Annotated in this window: 15 protein-coding genes; 7 read left to right on the top strand and 8 right to left on the bottom strand. The window is 39.6% G+C overall.

The annotated features are described in order from the left end of the window. From H0W62_12425 to H0W62_12405, 5 genes are all read left to right on the top strand, one after another. Window positions 1-1172: T9SS type A sorting domain-containing protein (locus H0W62_12425; GenBank protein MBA3649335.1), on the top strand; the 1172-nt coding region annotated here is incomplete at its 5' end. Between the two features lie 48 nt (window positions 1173-1220). Beyond that, complete coding sequence (locus tag H0W62_12420) at window positions 1221-2147, top strand: T9SS type A sorting domain-containing protein (GenBank protein ID MBA3649334.1); 927 nt, start codon at window positions 1221-1223, stop codon at window positions 2145-2147. 90 nt (window positions 2148-2237) lie between these two features. Beyond that, on the top strand, window positions 2238-3863 hold the full coding sequence (locus tag H0W62_12415) for a T9SS type A sorting domain-containing protein (protein MBA3649333.1): 1626 nt from the start codon (window positions 2238-2240) through the stop codon (window positions 3861-3863). A gap of 91 nt (window positions 3864-3954) precedes the next feature. Further along, window positions 3955-5619, top strand: coding sequence for a T9SS type A sorting domain-containing protein (locus H0W62_12410; GenBank protein MBA3649332.1), 1665 nt, complete (start codon window positions 3955-3957; stop codon window positions 5617-5619). An 81-nt stretch (window positions 5620-5700) separates the two neighbouring features. Then, a complete protein-coding gene (locus H0W62_12405; protein ID MBA3649331.1) occupies window positions 5701-7293 on the top strand; it encodes a T9SS type A sorting domain-containing protein in 1593 nt (530 codons plus the stop codon). Between the two features lie 147 nt (window positions 7294-7440). Here the strand turns inward: H0W62_12405 and H0W62_12400 are convergent, their stop codons facing one another. The 4 genes from H0W62_12400 to mrdA all read right to left on the bottom strand — a co-directional run bounded on the left by H0W62_12400 (window position 7441) and on the right by mrdA (window position 11765). Further along, entirely contained in the window at window positions 7441-7860 is a 420-nt protein-coding gene (locus H0W62_12400) for a PIN domain-containing protein (protein MBA3649330.1), read from the bottom strand. 330 nt (window positions 7861-8190) lie between these two features. Continuing rightward, the gene (locus H0W62_12395; GenBank protein MBA3649329.1) at window positions 8191-8349 is read right to left on the bottom strand and encodes a hypothetical protein; all 159 of its coding nucleotides are present in this window, start codon (window positions 8347-8349) and stop codon (window positions 8191-8193) included. A gap of 331 nt (window positions 8350-8680) precedes the next feature. Continuing rightward, complete coding sequence (locus H0W62_12390) at window positions 8681-9946, bottom strand: rod shape-determining protein RodA (GenBank protein MBA3649328.1); 1266 nt, start codon at window positions 9944-9946, stop codon at window positions 8681-8683. Then, entirely contained in the window at window positions 9918-11765 is a 1848-nt protein-coding gene (mrdA, locus tag H0W62_12385; protein MBA3649327.1) for a penicillin-binding protein 2, read from the bottom strand. Before mrdA ends, H0W62_12390 begins: the two co-directional genes overlap by 29 nt. Before the next feature lie 276 nt (window positions 11766-12041). Here mrdA and H0W62_12380 point away from each other — a divergent pair, with 276 nt between their 5' ends. Then, on the top strand, window positions 12042-14168 hold the full coding sequence (locus H0W62_12380; protein MBA3649326.1) for an aryl-sulfate sulfotransferase: 2127 nt from the start codon (window positions 12042-12044) through the stop codon (window positions 14166-14168). 11 nt (window positions 14169-14179) lie between these two features. Here H0W62_12380 and H0W62_12375 read toward each other — a convergent pair whose 3' ends face one another. From H0W62_12375 to H0W62_12365, 3 genes are all read right to left on the bottom strand, one after another. Then, on the bottom strand, window positions 14180-14881 hold the full coding sequence (locus H0W62_12375; GenBank protein ID MBA3649325.1) for a response regulator transcription factor: 702 nt from the start codon (window positions 14879-14881) through the stop codon (window positions 14180-14182). A 4-nt stretch (window positions 14882-14885) separates the two neighbouring features. Continuing rightward, on the bottom strand, window positions 14886-15956 hold the full coding sequence (locus H0W62_12370) for a sensor histidine kinase (GenBank protein MBA3649324.1): 1071 nt from the start codon (window positions 15954-15956) through the stop codon (window positions 14886-14888). Window positions 15957-16202: 246 nt separating this feature from the next. Then, window positions 16203-16346: a hypothetical protein gene (locus H0W62_12365; protein MBA3649323.1), complete on the bottom strand. Its 144-nt coding sequence runs from the start codon at window positions 16344-16346 to the stop codon at window positions 16203-16205. On the opposite strand from H0W62_12365, the gene H0W62_12360 reads away from it, so the two are divergent. Then, window positions 16345-18141, top strand: a complete 1797-nt coding sequence (locus H0W62_12360; GenBank protein MBA3649322.1) for a DUF885 domain-containing protein — start codon at window positions 16345-16347, stop codon at window positions 18139-18141. The two genes, H0W62_12365 and H0W62_12360, sit on opposite strands and share 2 nt — an antisense overlap. Before the next feature lie 44 nt (window positions 18142-18185). Here H0W62_12360 and H0W62_12355 read toward each other — a convergent pair whose 3' ends face one another. Further along, window positions 18186-19469, bottom strand: coding sequence for a T9SS type A sorting domain-containing protein (locus H0W62_12355; GenBank protein ID MBA3649321.1), 1284 nt, complete (start codon window positions 19467-19469; stop codon window positions 18186-18188). Between the last annotated feature and the right edge of the window lie 181 nt (window positions 19470-19650).

The following is a 19650-nucleotide window of genomic DNA, read 5'->3' as shown; positions in this document are numbered from 1 at the left end:
AATGGTTGTATGTAGGTGGTGATTTTTACTATGCAGGTGATAAGGTATCTCGAATGATGGGAATTTGGAATGGCACTAGCTGGATTTCAACTGAAAAACCTAATGCTTATTTAGGAAGTCCGGTTGCAGCATTATTAGCAAAGCATGATACTATCTATTACGCAACAGGTGGTATTGTTGCGGCCATGAAAGAAAATACCTATATCGAAGGAACAGGACTGCCAGGCTTAGGTGATGAAGTTCTTTGCATGCAGTTTTACCATGATACACTCTATGCAGGTGGAAATTTTGGAGGGTATTTAAAAAAATGGACGGGAAGGAAATGGGAAACACTTGGTGGAGGGTTAAGCGCTTTAACTCCGGGACATGTTGATGCGCTCTGTGTGTATAATGATCAGCTCATAGCCGGGGGCTTGTTTAAATATGCAGATGGAAAAGAAGTGAACAATATCGCTGCGTGGGATGGAAAAGTGTGGCAAGGCTTCGGAAGTGGAACTGCCATTGCCGGTACGATCTACTCTGGTAATGTACTTGCTTTAACTGTGTATGGTGATGATTTAATAACAGGCGGCTTTTTTAATATGGCAGGAGGTGATACTGCAGATGGAATTGCAAGATGGAGTGAAGGCAAATGGAATGCAATGCCGGGCCTTTGCGGTCAAGTAAATTATCTTATTACAAAAGGTAAAGGATTTTACGCTTGTGGTGACTTTGGCGAATCCGGTGATGGAAAATGCATTGCAAATAGGATTACGTTCTGGAATGGAGATACATGGGTAAACCTAGGGTTCACAATTTATGACTCAGGGCCGCTTTGCATGTCCTTTTTTAATGATGAATTAATTGCTGGAGGGTATTTTGAAACGATTGCAAATAATCCAATCAATCGAATTGCAATGCTTGCAAATTTCACGGGATTTACAGATATTAAAAACAAAAAACAAATTTCAATATTTCCCAACCCCGCCACCGATCAACTGCATATTGAAGCACCCAACATCCACAATGCAACCGTCACCATTTTAAACCTGTTCGGTCAGGTTATGTTGAAGCAGGAGTTTTCCAATAATGCATCGATTGATATTTCAACTCTGTCAAAAGGAATGTACCTGGTAAATATTATAGATGAGAAAGGAAATGTTTTGAAGACAGGAAAAGTGGTGAGGGAATAATTTAAATGCTCTGATGAAGTGATTTATTTCTAATTAAGGCCAGGATTTATGCTTAAAAAAATTCTATTCTTTTTCATTGCCATACATTCATTTAATGTTGGCATATCTCAAAATCTTGTACCTAATCCAGGCTTTGAGGATACAGTCCAATGTCCATTATATGGAGGACCGATAGAGTTTGCAAAAGGTTGGATTAATCCTACTCATTATAGTCCGGACTATCTTAATTCATGTGCTATGAATGTTCCTAATAACTATTATGGAATACAAAATGCACATACGGGTATAGCATATGCGGGAATTATTGGTCATACTTTCATTGATTTAAGGGAATATATTCAAACGAAATTATTGGATAGTCTGCAAAATGGAAAGTATTATAAAGTAGATTTTTTTGTAAGCTTAGCAGAAGGAAGTCCTTATGCAATTAATCAAATTGGGGTTTGTTTCTCAAAATTTCCCATTGCTTCAGATAATCTTTTTTACCTGCCATATGTTCCGCAAATAGAAAATAATCAAAGTAATTTTTTGAAGTCTGAAACGGATTGGATGAAAATTAGTGGATCCTTCATTGCCCAAGGTGGGGAGCAATATATTACCATTGGTAATTTCCGTAATGATGCAATGACAGATACAATGGCAGTTAAAGATTCCTTTTGGGTAGACTATAGTTATTATTATATAGATGATGTGAGTGTAACCATTGATTCTACAGTTACTGCTATAAATCCAATTTCAAAGCCTGATCTTAAGATCTATCCCAATCCTGCCACCGATCAACTGCATATTGAAGCTTTAAACATCCACAATGCAGCCATCACCATTTTAAACCTGTTCGGTCAGGTTGTGTTGCAGCAGGAGTTTTCAGATAACGCATCAATTCATATTTCATTTCTGCCAAAAGGAATGTACCTGGTAAATATTACGGATGAAAAAGGAGATGTTAAGCAGCAAGGAAAAGTGGTGAAGGAGTGAATTGATCGCGTATAACATTCAATCAATTAAACCTTCAGCCGTTCATTAGGTCTGTAAGAATATATAATAATTATAACGTAAAATGACTTCATGAATAAGTGGGCAAGGTTAATATTTCTATTTGCTTTTTTTCTAAATGGAACGATAGCTATTACTAAGGCTCAATCCGGACAATGGATATGGATGAAGGGTGACACCACCTATAACCACGGCTGGGAAGCTGGTCAAGTTGGAGTCGAGACTGCCAATTGCCATCCCTATTCAGCATATCTTGCCGGCAGCTGGGCAGATGACAGCGGATACTTTTATATGCTTGGAGGTCTAAAGTATGCTCAGCAGCGCGCTCAATATTATGATAATATCTGGAGGTTTAATACCAAATCAAACAATTGGATGCTGGTGAGAGCTTCTCAATATCTAAATTCGGTAGGGATATATGGCATCCGGGGAGTGCCGGATACTAATAATTATCCCGGAAGCAGAACCGGAGAATCGATTTGGAAGGATCACCAGGGAACCATCTGGCTCTTCGGTGGATATAATCAGTATTGGGGCAACTATAATGACCTGTGGAAATATGATGTCAGGAAAAACATTTGGACCTGGGTCAAAGGGCCCAATACCACGGGAGTATACTCTGGCAACTATGGAATAAAAGGGTTAGCTGACTCGGCAAATCTTCCGCCGCCGAGAATGGAAAGCGCCTCCTGGATTGATGAAAATGATAACCTATGGTTGTTCGGAGGATATTGTTATTGCTATGGTGATAAATTTTATAATGACTTGTGGAAGTATGATCCTCTTATTAACCAATGGACGTGGATGGGAGGCACCGATTCTCTGGATGCAGTAGGCCATGCGGGAACAAAGTTAATTCCCGACGAAGCTAATATTCCCTCTGCCCGTGCTTGCACTTGCAGTTGGGCAGATGATACCGGCAATTTTTATCTCTACAGCGGAACAAATGGCATATTAAATGAATATACATTGGGTGACGTGTGGAAATATACAACAGCTACCGGCCAATGGACATGGATGAATGGAGAACAACAAAGGAGTGTAATAGGTAATTTCGGGTCTTACTGTGTTTACGACAGTAATAATTATCCTACAACCCGCAATGAGGCAGTGTGTCTGAAACAAAAAGACAATGTATATATTTTTTCAGGTTATGTGAATGAAGCTAATTCCAGAGCAGTTACAGGCCGGGATTTATGGATATATAATATTCCTTCAAATCAATGGTCAAGAATATGGGGAGATGATTCACATTTTGAAGGTGTATACGGAGAATTAGGTGTCCCAGACCCAAGTAATGATCCCCGGGGGAGAATGGGTGCAGTTGGGTGGATGGATATAAATAACAATCTCTGGTTCTATGGTGGCAATTGGGGAGTATATAGCTTTACTGAAGCAGATTTATGGGAATATATTCCAGACACGACTTGCATATCTACAGGTATTTCGACAATGAAAATTGATCAGAATATTAAGTTCTACCCCAACCCTGCCACCGATCAATTACATATTGAAGCATCAAGCATCCACAATGCAACCGTCACCATTTCAAACTTGTTAGGTCAGGTTGTGTTGCAGCAGCAGTTTTCAGATAACGCATCAATTGATATTTCAACTCTGCCAAAAGGAATCTACCTGGTAAACATTATGGATGAAAGAGGAAATGTTTTGCAGAAAGGGAAAGTGGTGAAGGAATAAATTGATTACATAAAACCTTTGATCCATTAAACCTTCAGCCCTGCATTAGGTCTGTAAGAATATATAAATAACTATAATATAAAATGACTTCATGAATAAGTGGGCAAGGTTAATATTTTTATTTGCTTTTTTTCTAAATGGAATGATAGCTATTACTAAGGCTCAATCCGGACAATGGACCTGGATGAAGGGAGATTCAACTTATGGAAATACAGATCAAACCTTTAATAGCTATGGAGTAAAAGATGTTCCTGATTCTGCGAACACTCCTCCAAAGGTCTACGCACCTATGTCATGGATTGGGAAAGACAGATTATTATATCTATTAGGGGGCGGAGCTGTAGGTAATCCGCAATTCGGATGGCAGTCGAATGATGCATTTATGAGTTATGATATTAATACAAATACTTGGACGTGGGTAGGAGGAAATAGTTGGCTAGGAGCAACAGTTATCTATGGAACAAAGGGAAGCGGAGATAATTTGACCTACCCGGGTGGTCGTTATGGGAGTTGCACTTGGGTAGACAATGATGGGAACTTTTGGTTATTTGGTGGAACGTTTTCCAGTGTTTATTATGCTCCGGTGAACGATCTCTGGAAATATGACATACAAACAAAAATCTGGACGTGGGTAAGCGGCACTAATCTAATAAATGATGTGGGTACCTATGGGATGAAAGGAGTTCCTGATACAGCCAATGCACCCTCGTCCAGATTCTTAGCCGACAACTGGATAGATAAAGAAGGTAATCTCTGGCTTTTCGGAGGCTGGCATGGCAGCGATGGACCCAACGGTCAGTATCTTAATGATCTATGGAAATACGATATCAAAACTAATCAATGGACGTGGATGAATGGCAGCTCTCAGATTGACCAACCAGGCATTTATGGGATTAAAGGAATAGCTGATTCACTCAATACACCCGGAGCAAGAGAAAACAACCAACTGCATTGGGTTGACTCTATAGGTAATTTTTATTTATATGGTGGCAATACCCTTTACCCTAAAGTGATCATGTTTAACGATCTCTGGAAATATACTTCCATAACTAATGAATGGACATGGATTGGTGGCTCAGATATATGGGGGGATGAGGGTATTTATACAGATCATTGTGCTCCCGGTAATACTGCAAGTGCACGGGAGCAAGCTACAGGATGGGTTGATAAGAACGGCATTTTCTGGTTCTTTGCAGGTGATGCCCTTTCCAAAGGTGGTGTTAGTATCACTAATGAATTATGGAAATATAATCCATACAATAATACATGGTCATGGCTCGATGGATCTTATGATTTCTATCATTACCATTACGGTAAGCAAGGAATAAGTTCACCAGAAAATTATCCTCACACACGCTTTGGTTGCACTATCTGGTATGACTCGAGCAGTAACAATGTATGGATGTTTGGAGGAACGGGAAATTATCATTTATTAGATGACCAGACTCTCAACGATCTCTGGAAATATGTTCCAGATACTGCTTGTGATGTTGCAACTGGTAATATGGGGCCAATAGAATTTGTACAAGTATCAATCTATCCCAACCCCGCCACCGATCAACTGCATATTGAAGCTTTAAACATCCATAATGCAACCGTCACCATTTTAAACCTGTTCGGACAGGTTGTGTTGAAGCAGCAGTTTTCAGATAATGGATCGATTGATATTTCATTTCTGCCAAAAGGAATGTATCTGATAAATATTAGGGATGAAAGAGGAAATGTTTTGCAGAAGGGGAAAGTGGTGAAGGAATAATCTCAGATATCTCAGTCTTTAGTTTCATATTAATTTTTCACTTTGTATATCTGTTATCTTAGTCATCTCAATAAATTCTGAATGAAGAAAACAATACTTTACAGTTTACTACAGCTTCTTATTTTTCAGAAAATGTCCGCACAGGTCTGGCGACCCTTGGGAGAAGGTATCAACAATGCAGTCTTCGCGATGTGTGTTGATTCCATCAATAACCAATTGTATGTGGGTGGTAGGTTTAACCAGGCAGGTAATTTAACGGTTCAGAATCTAGCCACGTGGGATGGGTCAAACTGGCATAAAGCACCAACTATGCAAGATGAAGTTAATGCCCTGATCTATTTCAACGGTCGGGTATATATAGCCTTGGACAATGGAGTTGTGGGATATATAAAAGACAATATTTTTGTGGTTGCAGGATCGTTTGACAATGATGTCAGCTGCTTTGCCATATATAAAGGAGCATTGTACGCAGGAGGACATTTTGAAATGGCGTACGGATTTTATGGAGAGAAAGACCGGGAGGTCAATCACATTGCAAGAATGGATACCATAGGCAGATGGCTGCCATTGGGAGATGGAATTAATGGCTCTGAAGTAGAAGCCATGCATGAATATAATGGCGACTTAATTGCTGGAGGTTTTTTTAATACAGCAGGCGATAATCCCGTTAAAAATATAGCCCGATGGGATGGAAAGAAATGGCATCCGATGAAAACAGGATTGTACGACCCTGACAATGAAAATTCAGCTTATGTAGATGCCATGGATACCTTTCAGAATGAATTGGTAGTTGGCGGAGAGTTTCACCAGGCTGGCTCAATACCATGTCATAGTATTGCCACATGGTCGAATAATACCTGGGATACGTTAGATTATGTTTCAACAAACTCTGTAAGGACAATTTATAGTGCATTTGGTAATCTATATGTTTCCGGAATTATCGACGATGGTTTGTCCGCTTGGAATGGGGTTAACTGGTACCAACTTAATTGGGGTGGAGAAGGAGATATTTTTTCTTTTAGCACATATCAAGGCCATTTGTATGCAGGTGGAATTTTCTACCAATTAATGGATAGCTTAAATTCAATTGCCTATTTAGACTATGGTAATAGCGTAACTGAATGCTTCTCTCCGTACGCAGGGAAGTCAAATGACATCACTGCCACCTCCGCAAGCCTTTCCTGGAAAGATTCTTCCACCACGCCCACGGGATACCGTGTTTACTACAAAGTAAAAAACACTACCGGGTGGCAAAAGGCGCATTCCCCGACTAAGAGCAAAACATTAAAAGGACTATCTGCTGGCACCACATATTCCTGGATGGTGGGTTCAAAATGCGATACGGCACATTCCGACTTTTCGGAGCGGTATGAATTTACAACCCTCGCGGAAAAGAAATCATTATCAGAAGATGATTCTCCATTTAATTTCTCCATACGTCCTAATCCGGGTGATGGACAAGTTAATATCACCGTTACTTCAAATAACAGTATTCCCATTATACTGAAGATATATGATATGACAGGAAGAGTTGTTTACTCTGATGGTTGGGTAAATGGAGGCTCAGATGATAAATTCCTTAATCTTTCAACACTTCAGCCCGGAGTTTATTCTATGCAACTGCTCTGCAATAATCATGAAGCAATAAGGAAACTGGTCATGGTAAATAGATAGGCAAAAGAGTGATGATTTACAAGAGAAGAATGGATGGTTAAGAATAAAATTTTTTAGCACCGTTGTTGCTCACCCTTTACTTAAACCTTTGCCAGGACCAACAACGCCAAACTTCCTGTTTGTAACGCTACCAGTACGGATAAACACTCAACCTGTAAGTATCTTAAGTACCTCAGCCGGAGCAGCAATCTGAACTTCTCCTTTGGCTTTGCGAAAGTCCCCCTTGTTTAGGGTGATAAAATAATCAAGCTTGTGCTGCAGTGCTGTATAATATTGAATGCCATCTTCTATATCTTTAAAATCAGCAGCTAACGAAAGCAAAAGCTGTTCATGTGAAATGTCAGCAATTCGGATAAGTCCCAACAACCCGGTTAAGATATCTTTGGTTTTCTTAGTACCTGCCTCTTTAATCAGCCAATAGGCAATAAACCCGATTACAGATGAAGATGTATAAATATTTATATGGTGACGCTCACCACTTTTAAGAATATTTGCTGCCGCCTCATATTCCCTGCGCTTTAACAGTACTTCAAGGATTACATTGGCGTCTAGAAAGGCACGTATCATTATTTTGAACGGTGTTTCCGGTATTGCTCTTTCATTTTACTATAGGGCATTTTACTATCATGCAAAATGCCGGTCAGTTTATCAACTAAAGATTCCGCTTCATGATAGGAATCAATTTTATCTTCCCGCTGAACAAATTCCTCAAACAAACCGGATACGATGCTCAGAGTAAGCTTTGATTCAATGAAACAAAAATACCTACTTTAATAAAAGATACGTATAGTCCTCTTTGTTCAATAAAAAGTGCAAGAATAGAAGACAATCCTTTATCAAGCTTTTATTCAACCCTGTCACCGATTAACCGCATATTGAAGCACCAAACATGTCTCCCTAGAACTTCACTCCAAAAGAGTGTATTTGCGCAAGTAGAGGAAGTTGCAGAAACAACCCTCCCTGCAGCTTCACTCCAATAGAGTGTATGTGCACAAGCAGAGGAAGCTGCAGAAACACGTTAAACGTGAACTTCTGATACCGCAGCTTCCCCGCCAACGTTATAAGTTTAACAGAGTGAAGCTACTGGGAGAAGGATGTGACGGACTACACTTCCTCTTCGTGCAAGACCTTAATTAAAGTATAAAACCTGCTCTAAGATATACTTAACCAATGCCGGCGCTGGCCTGCGATTGCTGGGCGGAGCCATTCAGCAATCGCGCTTCTTTGATTACTTTCTTCTAAAGAAAGTGATATATAAAAAGTAATATCAACGGAGTGAAGCTGCGGAGAGAATTGAGGAATCTCACTGATAAACATTACAGATGGAAAGGAAAAACTCCTGCAAACTGAAAAGCTTCTGAAGCAATAAACATTATTCAACCAGAGATCACCTCAATATCGCCAGCCTGTCGCCATCCAGCTTGATAAGGATAAAAAGCAAAATGGTAAAAGACCATAAAGAAGAGCCTCCATAGCTTATAAAAGGTAACGGTATGCCGATCACAGGCATAAGGCCCATCGTCATCCCGACATTAATGAGGATGTGAAAAAAAATAACAGCCACCACGCCGTAGGCATAAATCATGGAGAAGCGGGAGCGCTGCCGCTGCGCCACATAGATAATCCTGAAAAGAAAGGCAGAATAAAAAAGCAGCAGCAACCCTGCTCCCCAAAACCCAAACTCCTCTCCTATGGTGCAGAAAATAAAATCAGTGCTCTGCTCGGGAACAAAATTATATTTGGTAAGCGTTCCCTGCATAAAACCTTTTCCTAAAAACCCACCGGAGCCTATTGCAATCTTGCTCTGACGTACATTGTAGTCTGCATCTTTTTGTTCCACTTTTTTTCCGAGAAGCACGTTCACACGCTCCTGCTGGTGGGGCTCCAGCAGGTGATTGAAAACATAATCGGTGGTCATCACATATCCCGATGATAACACAAACATCGCGACCAGAATGAATGTGATGGAGCGGTTTCTTTTCGAAAGAAATAAAAATACTCCGCCAATTAAAAAAAGAATACCGATCAGCAGATATTTTTGTATTACCATAGATAAAATGAATAATAAGATTGCATATAATCCCACTACCAGGTAAGAGCCGGGCAGGCCAAAGCGAAAGAGCACCAGCATGAAAGACCCGAAAACGAGCGTTGAGCCGGTATCACCCTGCATCAGAATCAGAACTGCCGGAATAGCAATTAATGCAAGAGCTATGAGCCGCGTCCGCAAAATCTTCATATTTATATTCAGCCCGCTGAGATACTTTGCCAATGCCAGGTTGGTAGCAAACTTGGTGAACTCTGATGGCTGTAATTGAAATGTTCCAATGTCAATCCAGTTTTTATTACCATTTACAGAGGTTCCGATTATAAACACCGAGGCAAGCAGCAACAGTATGATACCGTAAATCAAATAGGCAAACGCAACATAGAATTTGCTATCAGTGATGATCATGGCCCCTGCAAGAATGAATGAGCCCACCATCCATAGTAATTGCCGGCCATAAGAGTGGTTCAGGTTAAAGATGCCCGGCTGACTTTCATCATAGGTAGCTGAGAAAATGGCCATCCAGCCAATGAGCATCAGCGTGAGCCACATGCCGATCAAGAGCCAGTCAGTCCCCTTATTTATGGCTCTTTCCTGCTGCAGCATGTTTAATAAGGTTGGCTTCAATCATCCTTTGTTCCACAGGTTTGCGCGAAGCAGAAATAGTATCATTCAGATATTTCTCTATCATTAAGCTTGCAATAGGCGCCGCATATTGAGCACCAAAGCCGGCATTTTCCACTACTACGGAAATGGCAATTTTCGGATCTTCTACCGGGGCAAATGCTACAAATAAGGAATGGTCGTTGCCATGCGGATTCTGCGCCGTTCCGGTTTTACCTGCCATGGTAACTCCCGGAATCTGGGATGCAGCAGCCGTGCCGGCAAGCACTACCTGCCTGAGTCCCTCAACCACTACATTAAAATTTGAGGAATCAATAGGGATTACATGCTTTGTTTTGTATTTTATTAACATGGAATCATCGCCAATAATCTCACGGGAAATATGAGGCGGATAGAAATATCCCCTGTTCGCTATAGCAGAAATTACGTTTACCATTTGTAAGGGCGTTTCACCCAATTCCCCCTGACCGATGCCCAGTGAAACTACGGTTACAGAATTCCATCTTTTTTCGCCATAAATTTTATCGTAATATTTCGAACCCGGAACAAAGCCATAGCCTTCATTAGGTAAATCAATGCCTGTTTTCTGCCCGAGTGAAAAATATCCCAGCCCTTTCTTCCAGTCATCTAATCCCTGGGCCACGGAATGATCTTCATCATAATCGATAGTCCGTCTGAAATAGTTACAGAAATAGCTATTGCAGGAATGCTGGATAGCAGCAACCAGGTCGGGAACAAATCCGCTGTGATCGCATTTCACACGAAGCGATCCCACATAATAGGCCCCGGGGCAATTGTAAGAGCTGGAAGGTGTAATAGCCCCTTCCTGCAGGCCAACCAGCGATAATGTGGCCTTATAGGTGGAGCCCGGCGGATAAGCCGCCTTTAAGGGCCTTACAAATAAGGGGTTTAAGCTATCGGTTAATAGTAGCCTGAAATTTTTACCACGGTCCTGGCCTGTTAATAATGAAGGATCATACTCCGGGCTGCTGATCATACATAATATTTCACCGGTTCTTGGCTCCAGGGCCACGATGCTTCCAATCTTTCCCTTCATCAGCTTTTCCCCGTATTGCTGCAGGTCGATGCTGATGGTGCTGTTAATATTTTTTCCGGGTACGGCCGCTGTATCAAACTTCCCCTCATTGAAAGGACCCATTTCTTTATTGTGCACATCCACCAGCACGTAACGGGTTCCTTTTACACCACGCAATGCTTTTTCATATGACTGTTCTATGCCACCAGTACCTATGTAATCACCACGCTTGTAATATCCATCACTTTGGTCTATTTGCTTTGGGGTAACCTCACTGATATAACCGAGTACATGTGCTGCTGAATGATAAGGATAGGCCCGAACCGTACGGACCTGGCCAAAAAAACCTTGGAACAAATACAATTCCTCCTGGATGGCCGCATATTTATCAACCGAAATTCCCTTCACAAAAAGGGATGATTTAAAGCGGGAATATTCGCGGGCTTTTTTTAAGGTTTCACGGAAAAAGGTGTCGGAGATTCCTACCAGGTCACAAAAGCCAACCGTATCAATTTCTTTAACCTGTCCGGGTGTTACCCATAAATCATATTCCTTCTGATTATCTATTATAAGTTTCGCATTGCGGTCGTAAACGAGACCTCTTGCCGGGAAAACGGTGGTTTGCCTTAATACAGTGGCTTTAGCCAGCTGCTTGTAATCTTTATCAATTACCTGCAGGTAAAAGAGCCGGGCAATAAAAATCAGCGTTATTACAATAATTATTAACTGAATGGTGTAACGTCTCGATTGATATAGATCGGTCATCGGCCCCCGCTCCCTTTTTCAGATAAAAATTCCATATAATTTCTTAACCGTATAATAACTGAGAAACTCAATAACTATTAAGGTCGCAAAAATAGGCAGCATTTCAATATGCTATTCAGGGATTGAAAACAAAACGCAATTATTATTTTTCTAAAGAGCTTGTAAAAAATTTTATACAACGGAACATGTAACCCACACACAGTAGTTTTGTAAACGATTATAGTAATAATTACTTTCGCACGAAGAAATTCACCTTACTGACAGATAACAAATTCCATGAAATTCAGCACAGCCTTATTGTTCTTTTGTTTAGCGGCACAATCAATAGTTGCACAGTTTAAATACATTAGTCCGCTTCCCGGATCTGCACTTCATTATCCTGAAACAAACATTATTCTGAAAAATGGAAATATGATAGACAAGAGTTCCATCAGCAATAAGAATTTATTTACTGTTTCAGGATCGATAAGTGGAAACCATTCCTGGACAGCGCGGCTATCCGTTGATAATAAAACAGTTACCATCCAGCCTCATCCTGATTTTGCATATGGTGAAACGGTGTATGTAACGGTTTATCCTGGATTAAAAAAACTCAGTGGAGAGAGCATAGAAGGAGTTTCTTTCAGCTTTCAAATAAGGAACCAACTAACTGGAGAGGAACGAAAACGATTTTTTATTGCAAATCTTCAAAGCCTAACTGATGATCCTGAAAACAATCAGGCCTTTAAAAATTTTAAAAAAAACTTTCAGGTACGTGATTCTTCTATCTATCCTTTAGATTCCATGCCTACCTTCAGGATTAATGTGAATAATAACCCTGCACCAGGCCAGATTTTTTATGCCAACCACCAGGATCAGGATATTTTAGGTCATTTAGGAACAAACTCATTTAATACAATTATTAATAATGACGGTTCTATTGTTTGGGCAAGAGATGTAGGAAGTGGGGGGCGGGATTTTAAACTTAACGTGAATGGATATCTTACCTACTTCGTGAATGATCGCGCAATTTATTTAGTGTTGGATTCAAACTATAATGTTATCGATTCTGTGCAATGCGGGAACGGTCTTGAAATGGCAACTAATAACCATGAATTTATGATGTATCCTGACGGACATTCTTTCCTTCTTGCATATGATAATGTTACTACGGATATGACTGCATATGGCGGATTACCGGATGCCGTAGTTCAATTTCCCGTTATTCAGGAAATTGATCAAAATCATGAAGTGGTTTTTGAATGGAGAACAATGGATCATTTTCAAATTACGGATGCAGACAAATATGTGTCTTTAGCCAATGCACTTATAGATTTTGCGCACACGAATTCCATTGAAAAAGATTCAGACAATAATCTTTTGATCTCGAATAGAAATATGGATGAGCTAACCAAGATAGATCATGAAACAGGAGATATCATCTGGCGAATGAATGGAGAAAATAATCAGTTTACATTCGTTAACGACAACATCCCGGAGCATTTTTCCAATCAACATGATTTACGCCGGCTTGCCAATGGAAATATAACTCTTTTTAACAATGGCAACCATTTGGTCCCTCTTATTTCCAGTGCTAAAGAATATGCGCTCGATCAGGTTAATAAGGTGGCTTCGCTGATATGGCATTATGAACACCCTGACGTTAATGGTTACCACGTTTACGGAAGTGCAACAGGCAGTACACAGCGCTTGCCCGATGGTAATACGATGATTGACTGGGGACTTATTTACAACAACGTGGGATTACCAAATCAAACAGAAATTGATTCCAATAATAATATAGTTTGGGAAATGACCTTTGATTCCTCAGGTGAAAAAAGTTACCGCGTCCACAAATATGTTTGGGATCCATGCAGCAGAATTACCGGTTATACCATGCATTCTTTTCCGGATACTTTACAAACCACGCTGAGCTGGGGTGCAGGTACAGGAGGTGAGTCTTATATCGTGGAATACCGCCCTGTGGGTGCACAAACCTGGACGGCCACTACCACGGATTCTAATTCCGTAATTCTTACAGGTTTAATGCCTGTTACAGATTATGAATGGAGAGTTACCACCGTTTGTTCGGACTCTCCTTATGTCTCTTCCGCCGCTTCTCAGTCAGATACATTCACAACGCCTGTGGCCACGCAGATCAGTTTTTTCAATAGAACTTCTGTTTTGATTTTCCCCGATCCTGCCACGGATCAGATCAATGTTGAAATCAGGAACACAACGAAAATGGCAGCCCATGTATCTGTTGTTAACATGATGGGAACTATAATGTATACAAACAAGTATCCTGATTTGAACAACGGATCAGCGTGGACAATTAATATTCAAAGTCTTCCTGCAGGGTCTTATTTACTGAAGATTACCGATGGGTACAATACAACCATTCAGAAATTTCTGAAAAATTAAACAATATTAAATCAGGAGTTTAGCCTAAACACCATATTTATCAACTGATCTTTATAGTTGGCACCAATAGGAATTTCTTTGCCGTTTATTTCTACAAAGTTTCCAGTGATGGAAGTAACAGCATCTAAAGAAATAATATAAGATTTATGGACCCGGATGAATTTATTTTTGGGTAAAAGGTCTTCTATTTTTTTCATGGTCTGGTGGATCACCAGTAGTTTATCTTTTACAAAAATTTTCAGGTAATCCTTCATTCCTTCTATGTACACTATGTCTGAAAAGTTCGCCTTGACAAGCTTATTATCTACCTTCAAAAATATATACTCGGCAGAAGGAGTATTGTCATTATTAACCGGAGGTTTCCGGTGATCAATTGCTTTATTAACTGCCTTTAAAAACCGTTCAAACGAAATTGGCTTTAATAAATAATCTACTACATCCAGGTCATAGCCTTCAAGGGCATGGTTTGGATAAGCGGTGGTTAAAATTACCGAAGGAGCATTTTTTAATGACTTCAAAAAAGACAGACCATCTATTACCGGCATTTGAATATCAAGAAACAGAAGATCTACTCTTTCTTTATGCAGTATCTGAAATGCCTCCATCGCATTACTGCATTTTCTAACAAGCTGCAGCTCGTTTACTCTTTGCATATAATTTTCCAGCACTTCCTGAGCCAGAGGCTCGTCATCTACTATCAGGCTTTTTAGCATGGTTTCAATTTAAATTGATTTCGAGGTTAACCTCAAAATGATCGTTCATTGGCTGTATCTGCAACTGATACTGATGAGGATAAATAAGGTCGAGCCGCTTCTTTACATTTATTAAACCTATTCCGCTTTTCCCATTATTATTGAAGGAAGCGTCCGGCAGTGAATTGATCACATTCATTGTAATTTTTTTTCTGAAAATATTCAGGTTTACATCTACCCATCCGTTTTCCATCTTTGCATTTACGCCATGCTTAAAGCTATTTTCAATAAAAGGAATAAGCAGCAACGGTTCAATTTTGCTATTATCTAATTTCCCCGACAACGAAAAACGGATATCTATATGCTCTCCATGCCGGATTTTTTCAAGCTCTATATAATTATTTATAAACTGTATTTCCTTTTCTACCGGCACCGGCCCGCTGTTGCAATCATATAAAACATAGCGCATCATATCACTTAGCTTTAAAATCATCTCAGGGGCCTGATCTGATTTTTTAATTGATAATGAATAAATATTATTGAGTGTATTAAATAAAAAATGAGGATTGATCTGGGCTTTCAAAGCATTTAATTCCAGCATCAGGTTATTTTTCTGAAGCTCTAATAATTTGTTTTTTGTAGCAACAGCCTGCCATGCATATTTAAGAGAATAGGTGATTATAAGAGTGAAGAAACCTTCAAAGACATCGTATCGCGGGTTTAAAAGCTTAATATAACCTTCTAATGAAACGGGCAGTAAGCTATGTGGAATCAGCTTTAACATGGAGAAATTTACATAGGAATAAACAAAGAGAAGTGAAATAGTGGCCAGGATATAAATGAAGTATTTCCTTCTGTGAAGCAGCCTGGGAGCCAATACATACAAATGAAAATAGACCATAGGAACCTGTGAGCACGCGTATACTCCAAGAAAAAGAAGAGATCCATCCCATCCATACAGGGATACTAAATCATAATAGGTGCGGGAAAGCCAAACGACCCAAAAAAGCAGGTGGAGAAAAAATCGGTTAACACCGCGCGCTTCAAACCATTTTTCAGGGTCAGGTAAAAATCTAAATTGTCTGGTCAGGAGCACCTGTTAAAATAACTTAAGATCGTTAAACGAAAATAAGTTAATAGATCAACTTATGTGAAAGGTCGACCAATTCTAAAGCCTGCCATAATCATACAAATCAGCAGGTACAATAAAGGGGTTAATAGGTGCGACTTCTTATTCATTAGTCTAGTCAATCATTTCTTTTGTCTAAATTTTTTTCTGCTGATAGTCCTATAATTTTCATTTGCATTATCATGAATAATAGTCATGGTTGGTTTGAAAGTGCTAAGCGGCAGATTGTTGATGGTAGTGACAGCGTCTGCCGTTTAGTTTAATTGGTGAAGAATTATTGATATTATTCACCTTTTCTTGAAAAGAAGCTTCAACTTCGGTTTTCATTTTAATCATTAATACGGTCGGTTCTTCCATGAATAAAATTTTATTAGTTACGGCACTGCTTTTAACTGCAGCATGTTCACCAATGCAAAAGGAAAAAAAATTATCGTCTGCAAATTCAAACTCATTTAACCGGTTGCTGCTGGATTATTACGATCAGCGAATGCAATTATATCCTTTGGAAGCAACACAAAACGGGGATAACCGCTACAATAATATTTTAAATAATGATTTAACGGTTTCATTCCGTGAAAGAGAAAAAGCGTTCTATCAGCTGTTTCAGGATTCTCTAAAAAAATTTGACAGGCCGCAGATGGCCGGGACCGATCAAATGAGCTATGATGTGCTTAGCTGGGAGACAAGCATTAATCTTGAAAGGCTGCATTTTCACGAAAACCTGATGCCAATCAACCAGTTCTGGAGCCTGCCACTGACGATGGCACAGCTCGGATCAGGAAGCGGAAATCAGCCTTTTAAAACAGTACAGGACTATCAAAATTTTTTAGAAAGGATAAATTCATTTTCCGCCTGGTGCGATACTGCAATATCAAATATGCGAACGGGCATGAAACAAGGATACGTATACCCAAAAGTGCTGATGGAGCGTGTGTTACCTGAGCTGAAGGGGATCATATCCGGTGATGTAAAAAAAAGTGTTTTCTATCAGCCCATAGGTAAGCTTGATTCAATGAAGTTTTCCGAGGATGATAACAAGCGGTTGACTGATTTATTTGTCAGGGCAATCGACGGGCAAATTAATCCATCTTACCAGAAGCTCTATACTTTTATCAGTACTGAATACCTTCCGGGTTGCAGATCGTCCGCAGGAATTTCAAATATACCCGATGGAAAAGAATACTATAACTTTCTTATTAAACAGTGGACTACAACTTCCATGAGTGCTGATTCCATTTTCGAATTAGGTCAGCGTGAAGTAAATAGAATAAGAGGCGAGATGGGGGAAACTATGAAGCAGGTGAACTTTAACGGATCTTTAAAAGACTTCTTTAATTACCTGCATTCCGATCCGAAGTTCTTTCCATATCAGACAAAAGAGGATGTGCTCAATGGTTACCGCGCAATACAGGATAAAGAAAAGCCATATCTCAAAAATCTTTTCAGTGTTTTTCCGAAGACACCATTTGAAGTGCGCGAAACGGAAGCTTTCCGCGAGGCGAGTGCAAGCGCAGAATATAACCAGGGCTCTCCGGATGGATCACGGCCTGGAATTTTTTATGTTCCGATAACAGATCCAAAGACATTTAATAATATTTCTATGGAAGATTTATTTTCCCATGAGGCAATACCGGGCCACCATTATCAAATTTCATTACAGCAGGAAAATACAGCATTACCCAATTTCCGGCGTTTTATCTGGTACGGTGCGTACGGTGAAGGCTGGGCCTTATACTGTGAATCGCTGGGTAAAAATCTTGGACTCTATAATGATCCCTACCAGTATTTTGGAATGTTAAGTGAAGAAATGCATAGGGCAATACGGCTGGTTGTAGATGCAGGTATCCATACTAAGGGGTGGGCGCGTGAGCAGGCAATTGAATTTTCGAAAGAAAATGAGGCAGAAAGTGAGGCTGATATAACCAGTGAAATAGAGAGATATATGGCTATTCCCGGTCAGGCCCTGAGCTATAAAGTCGGGCAGTTAAAAATTTTAGAGCTTAGAAAAAATGCTCAGGATGCATTGGGTGAACATTTCAGCATTAGCAAATTTCATGATGAGATATTACAGGACGGCTGCCTGCCAATTGCAGTTCTGGAAGCTAAAATGAACAAATGGATAAGTGAGCAAAAAAAGAAACAGGACTCTTAACATGCTATGATTACCGCTTTCCCGGAGTTATTGAAGTAATGATCTCAGTGTATTATGTCCAGCATCTGCTGGTTTACAATTGAGCCCTTATGGATCATGTTTACCATATAAATGCCCTCCGGCCAATCGGAAGTTTTTATGGAAGCAGGGAATGGTTTACTGCTATCTATTACAAGAATTTGCTGACCAAGAAGATTAAAAATCTGTATCTGTCCAATAATATTTGGTTTACCGGGTAATAAAATGGAGAACATGTCATCAGCAGGATTCGGAGCTAATCTAAGTGTTCCAGCCGCGGGTAAAGATTCTATTCCTGTAGTCTCATTTAAGGTTATATTATCGATATAAAGATTATTTCCCAAACCGCTTATAGCCCTTAATCGGACAAGGACATTTGAATTTCCGACATAATTACTAATGTTTACCTGTTCATGCCGCCACTGTTCCGGTGCAGGAATAAAATAGATGTCACTTACCGGGGCGGTCTGTAATTCTTCTTTTTGCTTATCGTACACAGTGGACCAGCTTGACCCGCAATCCTCAGAAATCTGAACTTTCAGCCCGTCAAAATAGTGATCGCTGTAATATGTATATGCCAGATCAAAACCCAGCTCCACCTGCGATTCATTGGTTAAATCGAGGTTCTGCAAAAACAAATCATCTACTTCCCCTTCTAAACTCAGGCCATTGTGGAATTCCATTTGTAAAGCAAAATTATGCTCACTGCCTTTAATGGATAAATCAGTAATATTCCAGGTAGGTCCATTATCAGAATTATTAATAAAAAATCCTAATGGGAGATTTGCATTTTCAAACTTTTCAGAAAACGGCAATGGTACACTCGTTCCAATAATTGTAAAAAAGATGCTTTTATCATTTGAATTATTTACATCCGTTGATCCGTTTGCCTGTGTGATTAAAACATTTAATTCATGAGACCCTGCATTCGCCTGAAGCGTAGGTAAGATAATGGTATCAGATTCACCCGGATTCAGTAAACCCTTCCACTGATAGAACAGTGGAATATCATTATCAAGCGTATATTGAATAATTGCAGTTTCCAGAGGATTAACTCCAAAATTTTCCAAAACAATTGCAGGCGTTATTGCATCAATGCATTGATAAGATGGAATAGCATCAATATTATTTATGCCTCCATCATTATCAAATGAAACCAAATTGCTTATTATGTAGCCTCCAAAGTTATTAGAGGCATTTACGCAGTTTCGGGGTGGTCTTGTATCATGGTTTAAAATCCGTACCTGAGCAGTTGCAATGCTGAAGAAGACACCAAAAAAAATTACAGCAGGAGCAAATTTTTTTTTCACGAAAAAAGTTGAAGCCGTGAAATAGATTAGAAAATAAAGTTAATCTTTTCTTATGTATTTAAAAATTATTCTCACGGCATTATTCTCACCTTTTTACCATTTCTCCTTGTGTATATCCTTAATTCCGGCGATGTAATAAGAAAGAGAAATAAATAATACTTCCATATACAAAGCTAAAAAG

The organism is Chitinophagales bacterium (genome assembly GCA_013816805.1).
Lineage (GTDB): Bacteria > Bacteroidota > Bacteroidia > Chitinophagales > UBA10324 > MGR-bin340.
Note: the sequence above shows the minus strand (reverse complement) of the source record. Positions and strands in the feature narration are given on the sequence as shown.

Coding starts and splice junctions, on each gene's coding strand:
- H0W62_12420 (MBA3649334.1), top strand. CDS start 1,221: ATGCTTAAAAAAATTCTATTCTTTTTCATTGCCATACATTCATTTAAT.
- mrdA (MBA3649327.1), bottom strand. CDS start 11,765: ATGACCGATCTATATCAATCGAGACGTTACACCATTCAGTTAATAATT.
- H0W62_12360 (MBA3649322.1), top strand. CDS start 16,345: ATGAATAAAATTTTATTAGTTACGGCACTGCTTTTAACTGCAGCATGT.
- H0W62_12415 (MBA3649333.1), top strand. CDS start 2,238: ATGAATAAGTGGGCAAGGTTAATATTTCTATTTGCTTTTTTTCTAAAT.
- H0W62_12380 (MBA3649326.1), top strand. CDS start 12,042: ATGAAATTCAGCACAGCCTTATTGTTCTTTTGTTTAGCGGCACAATCA.
- H0W62_12405 (MBA3649331.1), top strand. CDS start 5,701: ATGAAGAAAACAATACTTTACAGTTTACTACAGCTTCTTATTTTTCAG.
- H0W62_12375 (MBA3649325.1), bottom strand. CDS start 14,881: ATGCTAAAAAGCCTGATAGTAGATGACGAGCCTCTGGCTCAGGAAGTG.
- H0W62_12400 (MBA3649330.1), bottom strand. CDS start 7,860: ATGATACGTGCCTTTCTAGACGCCAATGTAATCCTTGAAGTACTGTTA.
- H0W62_12390 (MBA3649328.1), bottom strand. CDS start 9,946: ATGCTGCAGCAGGAAAGAGCCATAAATAAGGGGACTGACTGGCTCTTG.
- H0W62_12365 (MBA3649323.1), bottom strand. CDS start 16,346: ATGGAAGAACCGACCGTATTAATGATTAAAATGAAAACCGAAGTTGAA.
- H0W62_12410 (MBA3649332.1), top strand. CDS start 3,955: ATGAATAAGTGGGCAAGGTTAATATTTTTATTTGCTTTTTTTCTAAAT.